The organism is Duganella guangzhouensis, from assembly GCF_009674535.1.
Taxonomy (GTDB): Bacteria; Pseudomonadota; Gammaproteobacteria; order Burkholderiales; family Burkholderiaceae_D; genus Rugamonas; species Rugamonas guangzhouensis.
This window is the reverse complement of sequence record NZ_WKJK01000002.1, coordinates 264588-276941: the sequence shown is the minus strand read 5'-3', so window position 1 is coordinate 276941 and position 12354 is coordinate 264588. Positions and strand designations below refer to the sequence as shown.

9 protein-coding genes are annotated in these 12354 nt (G+C 61.5%); all 9 read left to right on the top strand.

The features are described 5' to 3' along the window. Window positions 1–96 precede the first annotated feature (96 nt). The 9 genes from GJ699_RS04360 (at window position 97) to GJ699_RS04320 (ending at window position 12354) form a co-directional block, all read left to right on the top strand. Window positions 97–459: a VOC family protein gene (locus GJ699_RS04360; protein WP_371867471.1), complete on the top strand. Its 363-nt coding sequence runs from the start codon at window positions 97–99 to the stop codon at window positions 457–459. Window positions 460–697: 238 nt separating this feature from the next. Continuing rightward, window positions 698–1948, top strand: a complete 1251-nt coding sequence (locus GJ699_RS04355) for an ABC transporter substrate-binding protein (protein ID WP_154373469.1) — start codon at window positions 698–700, stop codon at window positions 1946–1948. A 77-nt stretch (window positions 1949–2025) separates the two neighbouring features. Continuing rightward, window positions 2026–3057 (top strand): LacI family DNA-binding transcriptional regulator, encoded by a 1032-nt coding sequence (locus tag GJ699_RS04350; RefSeq protein ID WP_371867454.1) that lies wholly within the window; start codon window positions 2026–2028, stop codon window positions 3055–3057. A gap of 78 nt (window positions 3058–3135) precedes the next feature. Then, window positions 3136–4422 carry a glycoside hydrolase family 5 protein gene (locus tag GJ699_RS04345; protein WP_154373467.1) on the top strand — a complete coding sequence of 429 codons (1287 nt, stop codon included), beginning with the start codon at window positions 3136–3138 and terminating at the stop codon, window positions 4420–4422. 5 nt (window positions 4423–4427) lie between these two features. Then, window positions 4428–5771 (top strand): GH1 family beta-glucosidase, encoded by a 1344-nt coding sequence (locus tag GJ699_RS04340; RefSeq protein WP_154373465.1) that lies wholly within the window; start codon window positions 4428–4430, stop codon window positions 5769–5771. 25 nt (window positions 5772–5796) lie between these two features. Next, the gene (locus GJ699_RS04335) at window positions 5797–8313 is read left to right on the top strand and encodes a glycoside hydrolase family 3 protein (protein WP_229261942.1); all 2517 of its coding nucleotides are present in this window, start codon (window positions 5797–5799) and stop codon (window positions 8311–8313) included. 20 nt (window positions 8314–8333) lie between these two features. After that, window positions 8334–9623, top strand: a complete 1290-nt coding sequence (locus tag GJ699_RS04330; RefSeq protein WP_154373461.1) for a sugar MFS transporter — start codon at window positions 8334–8336, stop codon at window positions 9621–9623. 126 nt (window positions 9624–9749) lie between these two features. Beyond that, complete coding sequence (locus tag GJ699_RS04325) at window positions 9750–11300, top strand: oleate hydratase (RefSeq protein WP_154373459.1); 1551 nt, start codon at window positions 9750–9752, stop codon at window positions 11298–11300. A 25-nt stretch (window positions 11301–11325) separates the two neighbouring features. Next, on the top strand, window positions 11326–12354 hold the full coding sequence (locus tag GJ699_RS04320; protein WP_229261941.1) for a hypothetical protein: 1029 nt from the start codon (window positions 11326–11328) through the stop codon (window positions 12352–12354).

Below are 12354 nucleotides of genomic sequence, written 5' to 3'. Positions count from 1 at the left end.
GGCGCATGTTTGATGCGGCTCAAGGCGAAGGCTACTGACAGAAACTGTCGCAGCCGGGCTCTACCATGGTTGTATTCCCAACCTTGAACGGAGAACATCATGAGTCCCGATTACGTGCTGCTGTACGTCGACAATCCTGTCGCCAGCGGCGATTTTTATAGCGACCTGCTGAACCTGCAGCCGGTGGAATCCTCACCGACGTTTGTACTGTTTGTCCTGCCGTCCGGCCTCAAGCTGGGCCTATGGTCGCGCCACACCGCCGAGCCGAAAGTACTCGCCTCCGGCGGCGGCAGCGAACTAGCCTTCGCCGTAGCCGACCGCAGCATGGTCAACGACCTGCATGCCGACTGGGCCGGGCGTGGCCTGGCGATCGCCCAGCGTCCCACCGCCGTGGACTTCGGCTACACCTTCGTCGCCCTCGACCGCGACGGCCACCGCCTGCGCGTACTAGCACACTAAACTCCGGGGTCAGGTCCATCATTTCTACACGAGCTCAGCCACGCAGTGGCTGAGCTCGTGTAGAAATGATGGACCTGACCCCGGATTTCGTTGACACCTAAAATCATTGGGTGCTATATTCAGCACAAGATTGGTAACGTTTCCAATTGAGAATTGTCATCACCCTCGTCTCTTCGCCCCGCGAAGTTGCCGGCGCCTTGGGCGGCGCCGGTTTTTTTTATAAGAATACGGAGACTGGATGTACAAGCAACGTTCCCGCATGGTGGCGGGCTTGCTGGCTGCGCTGACGCTGGGCGTCGCTGGCTACGCCGCCGCTACCGCACCCGCGCCACGCGCGGAGGTGATGCATTGGTGGACTTCCAGTAGTGAATCGGCTGCGGTGCGCAAATTCGCTGATGCCTATCGCGCCGTCGGCGGCACCTGGGCCGATACCGCTATCGCCGGCGCCGACCAGGCCAAGGCGGTGGCGATCAATCGCATCGTCGGCGGTAATCCGCCCACCGCCGCGCAGTTCAACACCACCAAGCAGTTCCGCGATTTGATCGATCAGGGCGTGCTGAATAACGTCGACGATATCGCGACCCGCGATCATTGGGATCAGCTGATGCCGCAGCCGTTGCTGGATGTGATCAAGGTGCAGGGCCACTTCTACGCGGTGCCGGTTGATGTCCATATGTCGACCTGGATCTGGTATTCCAAGGCGGCGTTCAAGAAGGCGGGCATTGTTAAGGAGCCCGCCACGCCGGACGAACTGTTCGCCACGCTGGACAAGCTGAAAGCCGCCGGCTTGATCGGCCTCGCGCACGGCGGTCAGCCGTGGCAGGAGAACATTCTGTTCCAGGCCATGCTGGCCAACGTCGGCGGCAAGGAGCTGTATCTGCAGGTGCTGCGTGACCGCTCACCGAGGGCGATCAATTCGGAAGCCTTCAAGCGTGTGCTGCTGGCCTTCAAGCGTCTGCAAGGCTATGTCGATGCCGGCTCGCCTAACCGCAACTGGAACGACGCCACCGCGCTGCTCATCAACGGCAAGGCCGGCGTGCAGATCATGGGCGATTGGGCCAAGGGCGAATTCGCCGCCGCGAAGCAAAGCGCAGGCAAGGACTTCGGCTGCATCGCTGGTTTAGGGGCCAACGTGCCGTATCTGATTCAGGGCGATGCCTTCGTGTTCCCTAAAACGAAGAACGCCGATGCGGTGCGCGCGCAGAAGCTGTTGGCCACCACCATGCTGGCGCCGAGCGCGCAACTGGAGTTCAACAAAATCAAAGGTTCGCTGCCGATACTGAGCAACGTCGACGTGTCGGGCATGGACGTCTGCGCGCAGGCCGGCGCCGCGATCCTGAAGGAGAAATCGCGCGCGGTCGGCATGATCGAAGTGTTCCTCACGCCGGACCAAAATGGCGCGTTGCAGGATGTGTTGACGACCTATTGGAACACCCGCATGCCGGTCGAAAAAGCGCAGAAAGAAATCGCTTCGGCGCTGCAGGATTAGGGGAGGGAGGCCGCTTGTCAGCTGCAAGGTGGTGGGTTATCCTTGCCGCCGCATAGACAGAACAGATAAGGGATCTCGTGGCAACCATCAAAGACGTAGCCCGGTTGGCGGGTGTGGGCTTGGGGACCGCTTCGCGCGTCATCAGCGGTAAGGGCTCGGTATCGCAGTCCACGCAGGAGAAGGTGCGCAAGGCGATTGAGGAGCTGGAATTCCGGCCGTCGCACGCGGCGCGCTCGCTGTTGTCGGGCACTTCGCAGATGATCGGTGTGTACATTCCGTACCTGAGCGGGACGTTTTATACGCCGATTCTGCAGTCAATTTACACAGCTTTACGTGCTGCGGGATTGAACATGGTGGTGGCCTTCGGTGTGGGCGATGGCGATGCGCGTAATCAGGCGATCGAGGGCGTGAATTTTCTGATCGAGCGTGGCAGCGATGGCCTGATCGTGATGAGCAATGCGATGGAGGACGAGGACTTTGCGGCACTGGGTCCGTTCCAATCCAAGGTGGTGGTGATCAACCAGGAGCTGGATGGCCTTGCGGACCAATGCTTCACGGTGGACCACGACGCGGGCGGCCGCCTGGCGGCGCGCACCTTGCTGGGACTGGGCCACCGCAAGATCGCGGTGATCGCGGGCCGCGCGGCGGCGCCGGATAATCAGCAGCGTATCGCGGGCTTCAAGGCGGAGCTGGAGGCGGCGGGCATCGACAGCAGCAAGGTGTGGATGGCTGATGGTGAGTTCTCGCCGGAGGGCGGCTTTGCCTGCGCCGAGCAGTTGCTGGCATCGGGCGAGGAGTTCACTGCGGTGTTCTGTGCCAACGATGAGATGGCGGTCGGTGCGCTGTCCATGTTCCAGAAGGCCGGCGTGCAGGTGCCGCAGCAGGTGTCGGTGTTGGGCTACGACGATACGCACAGCGCGGAGTTCACCGCGCCGCAGCTGACCAGCGTGCATATCCCGTGGAGCGAGATGACGATGAACGGTTTGAACTATCTGCTGAATCGCTGCTACGAGTTGAAACGTCCGGTCGAGCGTGAATATCATCTCCACGTGGCCGAACGTGCGTCTTTGGCGCCACCATTGCAGGTAAAAGGCGGTAAAACGAAGTAAAGAAAAAGAGAGCAGGCGCGTGTCGCATGCTCTTTTTTTAGAGTATATTGGAAACGATTCCATAAGGAAGGGGACAGGATGCGCAGAATACGATGGCGCGCGCTCGGCGGAGGTATCGCCGCAGCGCTGCTGGCAGGCGCGGTGCAGGCGCAAGCGGCGTTGCCGATGCTGCACACGGAGGGCACGAAATGGCTGACGGCGGACGGTCAACAGCCGGCGCTACGTGGCGTCAACTTCGGCAATTATCTGATGCAGGAATTCTGGATGATGGGCCAGGACAGCAAGGCGATTGGCGATCAGTGCACGCTGGAGGCGGTGCTGGACCGGCGCTTCGGCTACGCGGAGCGCCAGCGTTTGTACACGCTGTTCCGCGATCAGTGGATCACGCAGCGCGACTGGGACATGCTGCCGCAACTGAAGCTCAATCTGGTGCGTCTGCCCTTTATCTACAGCGTGATCGAGGATGAACAGCATCCGCGCCAGCTGCGTGCGGACGCGTGGAAGTATCTCGACGACGCCATCGATCAGGCGGAGAAGCGCGGCATCTATGTGATCCTCGATTTGCATGGCGCGGTTGGTAGCCAGGGCTGGGAACATCACAGCGGCTGCGCCGGCAAGAACCAGTACTGGGACACGCCCGAGTACCAGCAGCGCACCATCTGGCTGTGGCAGCAGATCGCCGCGCGCTACAAGGACCGTGGCGCGGTGGCTGGCTACAGCATTCTCAATGAGCCGTGGGGCACCACGCCGGAGAATCTGGCGCGGGTGATGGGCACTTTGTACAGCGCCATCCGCGAGGTCGATGGCAACCACGTCATCATCCTGCCGGGCCACTCTAAAGGCATCGACGCGTATGGCAAGCCGTCCGAGAATGGCATGCGCAATGTCGCCTTCGAGATGCATCCATACCCCGGCCACTTCGGCTGGGGCAAGCCTGGACTGGCGGTGCACAAGGACTGGCTGCAATGCACGGGCAGCGGCGACAGCGTCTGCAAATGGCAGGCCAAGCTGACCGCACTGGATACCGCCTTCTTCGTCGGTGAGTTCCAGCCCTGGGCCATGCTGGGCGCGGAACACGGCGGCCAGGTGATGCGGGTGACGTACGACACCTACGTCGCCAACGGTTGGGCCAACACCGCGTGGGCTTACAAGGTGGTGACGAACAAGGGCGGCCAGGGCAAAGGGACCTGGGGCCTGGTCACCAACGCGCCCGGCGCCAGAATTCCCAAACTCGATTTCAACAAAGCTTCTTTGGCCGAAATCGAAAACCTGTTTCGGCTGTTCGGCAGCGTGCCGTACGAGCCGCAGCAAAGCGCCATCCGCTGGATGAACGCCGCTGTACCACCTACACCATTCGCAAAATAAAAAATATGACCATGATTCTACGCACCGACTTTGCCAGTGACTTCCTATGGGGTGTCTCGACCTCCGCTTACCAGATCGAAGGCGCCGCCGCCGAAGATGGCCGCGTGCCGTCGATCTGGGATACCTTTGCCGCCACGCCGGGCAAGATCCGCGATGGCTCCACCGGCGCCGTGGCCTGTGACCACTATCATCGCTGGGAAGAGGATCTGGACCTGGCGCAGTCCATGGGCCTGAATTCGTATCGCTTCTCGATCGCGTGGACGCGCATCTTCAACGGTGTGGAGGCGGAGCCGAATGCGGCCGGGCTGGCGTTCTATTCGAAACTGGTGGACGGCATGCTGGCGCGCGGCCTGCAGCCGTGGTGCACGCTGTATCACTGGGATCTGCCGCAGTATCTGGAGGACCAGGGCGGATGGAATAACCGCGCCACCATCGATGCCTACCTGCGTTATACGGATGTGATGACGCGCCATCTGGGCGATCGCGTCAAGCATTGGATCACGCACAACGAGCCATGGTGCACGGCCATGCACGGTAACTGGGATGGCATGCACGCGCCGGGTAACAAGTCGCTGCCGCTGGCGCTGCAGGTGTGCCACAACGTGCTGGTGTCGCACGGCCGCGCGGTGTCACTGATACGCGCCAATGTGCCGGATGCGGAAGTCGGTATCGCTCTGAGTCTGCATCCAGTGAAGGCGGGCAGTGACAGTGCGGCCGATATCGCCGCCGTGTCGCGTCACGACGCGCTGCGCAACCGCTGGTTCCTCGACGTGCTGTATGGCCGTGGCTATCCAGCGCAAGCATTGCAACTGGTGGGCGAGGATGCGCCGGTGGTGGAAGCGGGCGACATGGAAGCCATCGCCGCGCCTTGTGATTTCCTCGGCGTGAATTACTACTTCCCGGAAGTGGTGGTGGATGCGCCGGACCAGTATCCGCTGCGTACCCGCATCGTCTATCCGCAGGATCGCCAGCGCACCGACTTTGGCTGGGAGGTGTCGCCCGAAGGATTGGTGGAGCTGCTGGCGCGCATCGCGCGCGACTATCCGACCGGCGATCTGTACGTGACCGAGAACGGTTCGTCGTACGACGATCACGTCGACGCGGACGGCGCGGTCAACGACACCGCGCGTCGCGATTACCTGATCCGCCATCTGACGGCGATGCGCGATGCGATTGCGGCCGGCGGCAGGATCAAGGGCTACTTCGCCTGGAGCCTGCTGGACAACTTCGAATGGGCGGAAGGCTATCTGCGCCGCTTCGGCCTGACCTACATCGATTACGCCACGCAGCGCCGCACCGTGAAGCAAAGCGGCCAGTGGTATAGCGCCTTCGTGCGCGGTAAAAACTAAAACATCAACAATGGAGACCTATGTAATGAACAACCACATTCTGCGCCGCGCCGTGCTGGCCGCCACGCTGGCGCTGGGCACCAACGCAATCGCCGCACCCGCCGCCAAGCCGCTCACCGACTGGCCGCACATCACCAGCGCCGTCAAGCAGGACAAGGCGATGGAGGCGCGCATTCGGCAGATTGTGGCCGGCATGACGCTGGCGCAGAAGATCGGCCAGATGACGCAGCCGGAAATAAAATTCAGCACGCCGGATGACATCCGCAAGTACTACATTGGCTCGGTGCTAAATGGCGGCGGCAGCTGGCCGCAGGGGAATAAGTACGCCAGCGCCGCCGATTGGGTGCAGCTGGCCGACGCTTACTACGATGCGTCCATGAGCACCGACATGAAGGTGCAGGTGCCGGTCATCTGGGGCATCGACGCGATGCACGGCAACTCCAATATGTACGGCGCCACGCTGTTCCCGCATAACATAGGCTTGGGCGCGGCGCGCGATCCTAAACTGGTGGGCGAGATGGCGAAGGTGGTGGCGCGCGCGGTGCGTGCCACCGGCATCGACTGGGTGTTTGCGCCGACGCTGGCGGTAGTGCGTGATGACCGTTGGGGGCGCACCTATGAAAGCTTCTCCGAAGATTCCGCCATCGTCAGCGAGTATGCGGGCGTGTACGTCAAGGGCTTGCAGGGCGATCTGAAGTCGGACGGCACTGTGGTTGCCACTGCCAAGCATTTCGTTGGCGATGGCGGCACCGCCGAAGGCAAGGACCGTGGCGTCAACCAGTCCACGCTGTCAGAGATGATTAATCTGCACGCGGCTGGTTACTATCCGGCGTTGCAGGCTGGCGTGCAGACGGTGATGGCATCCTTTAATAGCTGGAACGACGTCAAGGGCGGCGTCGATCACGGCAAGATGCATGGCAGCCGTGAGCTGCTGACCGTGGCGCTGAAGGAGAAGATGGGCTTCGACGGCCTGGTGGTCAGTGACTGGAACGCGATTGCCGAAGTCCCCGGCTGCGGCGACGACAGCTGCGCCGCCGCCATCAATGCTGGCGTCGATCTGGTGATGGTGCCGGAGAAGTGGAAGAGCTTCATCGCCAACACCATCGCCCAGGTGGAGAAGGGCGAGATTCCGATCTCGCGCATTGACGATGCGGTGACGCGCATCCTGCGCGTCAAGCTGCGCGCCGGTCTGTTCGATGGAAAGAAGCCGTCGCAGAACATCTACGCCGGCAAGCAGGAAGCGCTGCAGGACCGCGCGCTGGCACGCCTGGCGGTGCGTGAGTCGCTGGTGCTGTTGAAGAATAACGGCGGCGTGCTGCCGCTGGCGCGCGGCAAAAAAATCCTCGTGGTTGGCAAGAGCGCCGACAATATGGCCAACCAGTCCGGCGGCTGGTCGCTGACCTGGCAGGGCACAGACAACAAGAACAGCGACTATCCGGTCAGCGACACCATCCTGGCCGGTATTCAGGATGCAGTCGGCAAGGACAACGTCACCTTCAGCGAGAACGCTGCCGGCGTCGATATCAGCAAGTTCGATGCGGTAATCGCGGTGATCGGTGAAACGCCGTATGCGGAAGGTGACGGCGACATCGGCCCGGCCGGCACGCTGCGCCTGTCGGGACGTCATCCGGAAGATCTGGCCGTGCTGAAGGCGGTGGCGGGCAAGGGCAAGCCGGTGGTGACGGTGCTGCTGTCCGGACGTCCGCTGTACACCAACGATGTCCTGAATCTGTCGGACAGCTTTGTCGCCGCCTGGCTACCGGGTACCGAGGGCAAGGGCGTGGCCGATGTCCTGTTCCGCAAGGCGGACGGCAAGGTCAATGCCGACTTCCGCGGCAAGCTGTCGTTCTCTTGGCCGAAGTCGGCCTGCCAGACGCCGCTCAATGTCGGTGATGCGTCGTACGCGCCGCTGTTCAAATACGGCTATGGCCTGAACTACGGCAGCAAGGCGGTCATCGGCCAGCTCGATACCAGCTATCCACAAGCTTGTGGCAAATCGCTGGCTGTACCAGTGTACAATCCGACCGACCGCGCGACTTACAGTCTGTACGTGAGCAGCGGCGGCCAGCGTGTGGCGCTGGGCGCGGACCTGAATGCGGTGCACAAGCTGCCGACGGTGACGGTGGAAACGGCGCAGATCAACACCCAGCAGGATGCCAAGCGTCTGACCTGGAGCGGTCCGGCGACGCTGGAAGCGCAGGCGGCCAAGGCGATCGCGCTGCCGGCCTACGCCAGCACCGACGGCGCGCTGCAGTTTGACGTGATCGTGCCGGCCGCGCCGCAAGGCAAAGTCCACATCGGCATGGAGACGGTGGCGCTGGATGCCAGCGCGGTATTCCAGCGGCTGGCCGGCAAGGGCAAGCAGACGGTCCGGATTCCGCTGTCCTGCTTTGCCGCCAAAGGCTTGTCGCTGGCAGCATTCAGTATGCCGTTCAGCGTCTCCGCCGATGCGCCGTTTGCCGCGACCTTCGCCAACATCCAGATCGTTGGCGGCGCCGCCAAGGACAAGGATGCGCTGGCGTGTGGGGAACTTAATAAATAAAACGAGGAGAAAGTAAAAGCATGGAACACTATTCGCAAACTGCCACGGCGCTGCCGGGACAGTCGCAGGCGGCGGGCGGGAATACCGGGCCGCTGGTCATCGTCACCATCCTGTTCTTCATGTGGGGTTTGCTGACGTCGATGAACGACGTGCTGATCCCGCACTTGAAGGCGGTGTACACGCTGACCTATGTGCAGGCGATGCTGGTGCAGTTCTGCTTCTTCGGGGCTTACTTCATCGTGTCGCTGCCGGCCGGGATGCTGATCAAGCGCATCGGCTATCAGAACGGCGCGGTGGCCGGCCTGATGATCGCGGCGATCGGTTGCGCGCTGTTTTATCCGGCGGCGACCAGCGGCTATTCGCTGTTCCTGTTTGCTTTCTTCGTGCTGGCGGGCGGCATCACCATTCTGCAGGTGGCGGCCAATCCGTATGTGGCGGTGTTGGGTGATCCACGCACCGCGTCCAGCCGGCTGACGCTGACGCAGGCATTCAACTCGCTGGGCACCACGGTGGCGCCGACGCTGGGCGGCATGCTGATACTGGCCGGTGGCGTTCTGAGCTCGGCCGATCTGGCGAAACTGTCAGTGGAGCAGCTGGCGGCGTATCACGCGACCCAGGCGGCCAGCGTGCAGGGGCCGTATCTGGTGCTGGCCGGCGCGCTGCTGGTGCTGGCGATTCTGTTTGCGCTGGCGCGTCTGCCGAAAATCGTCGACGCGGAGCAGGGCAATGCGCAGGGCGGTTATGCCGAAGTGCTGAAGCACCGTCACCTGGCGCTGGGCGTAGTAGCGATTTTCCTGTACGTCGGCGGCGAGGTGTCGATCGGCAGCTTCCTGATCAACTTCCTGGGTGATCCGCATGTGGCGGGCCTTGCGGCGGAGGATGCCGCGCATTACGTCAGCTACTACTGGGGCGGTGCGATGGTCGGGCGCTTCATCGGCTTCGTGGTGATGCGCAAAGTCAGTCCCGGCAAGGCGCTGGCCTTCAATGCGACGGCGGTGATCGCGCTGGTGCTGCTGGCGATCTTCAGCGGCGGCTATCTGGCGATGTGGGCGATTCTGGCGGTGGGCCTGTTCAACTCCATCATGTTCCCGACCATCTTCTCGATGGCGCTGAACAAGCTGGGACCACTGACTGGCCAGGGTTCGGGCCTGCTGTGCATGGCGATTGTGGGTGGCGCGCTGGTGCCGTTCGCGCAAGGTCTGCTGGCGGATCATATCAGCCTGCAGCTGTCGTTCCTGGTGCCGGCCGCGTGCTATCTGTTCATCCTGTACTTCGGTCTGAAGTACGCGAATATGTACACCGAAAAGTAAGTTCTGTAGAGCGGATTTTTAGAAGCTCCCCTCGGGGAGCTTTTTTATTTATTTGATCTACCGCACAGACCTGGCTTTCGGCCGGCTCCTAGAATCGGTTGAATATTTCAACCAAGGAGCGTGAGCATGAAGGCATATCTGATAGGTGGCGGTATTGGTTCTCTGGCGGCAGCGGCATTCATGATCCGCGATGCCGGCGTGGCGGGCGGTGACATTACGATCTTTGAGGCGTTGCCGCTGGCCGGCGGCAGTCTCGATGGCGGCGGTGATCCGGAACGTGGCTATACGCTGCGCGGTGGCCGCATGCTCACCACCGACAACTATGAGTGCACCTGGGATCTGTTCAAGAGCATTCCGTCGCTGGAGCATCCGGGCCGCACGGTGTATGACGAAACCATCGCTTTCAATGAGCTACACAAATCGCATTCGAAGGCGCGGCTGGTGGACCGCAACCGCTTCCGCGTCGATGTGAGTTCGATGGGCTTCAGCATGGAGGACCGGCTGGAGCTGGTGAAATTGGCCGAGGCGGATGAGGCGACGCTGGGCAATAGCGCCATCACCGATTGGCTGTCGCCGTCGTTCTTCGAGACCAAGTTCTGGTACATGTGGGCCACCACTTTTGCCTTCCAGCCGTGGCATAGCGCGGTGGAGTTCAAGCGCTATCTGCATCGCTTCATGATGGAGTTTTCGCGCATCGAGACGCTGGCCGGCGTCAAGCGCACGGTCTATAACCAGTACGATTCGCTGGTGCGGCCGTTGATACACTGGCTGCAGAATCAGGGCGTGCGGCTGATACGCGAGTGCCGCGTCGACGATATTCTGTTGTCGGAGCAGGATGGCCTCACCACGGTCACCGCCATTCATCACTCGGGTGGCGTGATTGAGGTACAGCCGCAGGATCTGGTGTTCTTCCAGAATGGTTCGATGACCGATGCGTCCAGCTTTGGCAGCATGCGCGAGGCGCCGCCCAAGCTGACCAAGCGTGACAGCCAGGGTTGGGTCTTGTGGGAGAAGCTGGCGGCGGGGCGGCCGCAGTTCGGCAATCCGGCGGCGTTCAACACCAGCATACCGGAATCGTGGTGGGAGTCGTTCACGGTCACGCTCAAGGATCCGGTGTTCTTTGATAGCATGGAGCGCTTCACCGGCAATCAGGCCGGCACCGGCGGGCTGGTGACCTTCAAGGATTCGAACTGGCTGCTGTCGGTGGTGCTGGCGCATCAGCCGCACTTCGCCGGTCAGCCGGAGGGCGTGCAGGTGTTCTGGGGCTATGCGCTGCATCCTGACCGCATTGGTGACTTCGTCGCCAAGCCGATGGCGGAGTGCAGCGGCGAAGAGATTCTGCGCGAATTGTGTGGCCACCTGAACTTCGATTACGACGAGGTGATGGCGACGGCGAATTGCATCCCATGCCGTATGCCCTACATCACCAGCATGTTCATGCCGCGCCATTACAGTGATCGTCCATTGCCGGTGCCCGAGGGATCGCGCAACCTGGCTTTCGTTAGCCAGTTTGTCGAGGTGCCGGAGGATGTGGTGTTCACCGTGGAGTATTCTGTGCGCGCGGCGCAGATGGCGGTGTATCAACTGCTCGATGTGCGGCGCGAGGTGCCGCCGGTGTCGCATCACGATGAATCGCTGAAGGTGAAGTTCGACGCCTTGGTTAAAGCCTTCAAATAGCAGGCTTTGCGCAGGAGGGATATACTTGTCGGGTTATCCCTTCCCAGGAGTCGTCATGAGTGGCGGTATGAGCAGGAAGTACTGGTTTGCGTTGATCGTTTCATTGATCTTGATGGCGCATTATTTTTACTTCCGTGTTCCGTTCGTCGCGAATGAGTATGGTCGCAACATGGCTGAGTGGCCGTTGCTTGGCGATGTGCTGGTGTCGGTTCCCATGCTGTACTACTTCATGTTCCGGCCGTCGCTCCGGCAGTTTCTTGCGGCGTGGGCGGGCATGGTTGCCGCCGGTCTGCTGGCCGGGCGTTTGCTGATTCCCGAAGAGAGCAAGCATCTGTGGCGCGGCATCGAGAGTCTTTGGCTGCCGATCGTGCTGGCCGAGAGCGCGCTGGAGATTTATCTGCTGGTGTTGGTCGTGCGTCGCGTGAAGGCGTTGCTGCGCTTGAGCGGTAATGTCGATGAGGCGCTGGAAACTGCGATTCACAGTCGCTTTGGTCGCGGTGGTTTTGCGCCGTTTGCCTTGTTCGAGATGCGCATCTGGTACTACGGTCTGTTCATGCGCAAGGGTGAGCGGTTGCGGTTTTGCGGCGAGCAGCACTTCAGCTATGACAAAAATCACGGCAATGTGTCCAACCAGTTCGCGATCATCATGCTGATGCTGTTCGAGATGCCGCTGTCGCATTTGATGCTGCATCTGATGTCGGCCAAGCAGTGGGTGAGCTGGGTGGCCGATATCCTGACTTTGTGGGGCATGCTGTATCTGGTGGCGGAGTATCGTGCCAGCCAATGGCGGCCGGTGTCGCTGGATCGTGATGCGCTGTTGATACGGAATGGCGTGCTGTCGCGCGACCGGGTGATCGCGTATGACGTGATTGAATCGGTGGTTCGCTGCGCTGACAATGTTCGCCGCCGGCGCGGCATCTTGCGCTTCCGTCAGATGGGTAGTTTGAATGTGGAGATCCGTCTGCGCGATGGTGGCATGCGGCCGATCACCCACATCTACCTCAGCCTCGACAAGCCCGACGCCTTCATCGATGCGCTGCGCGCGCGGCTATAA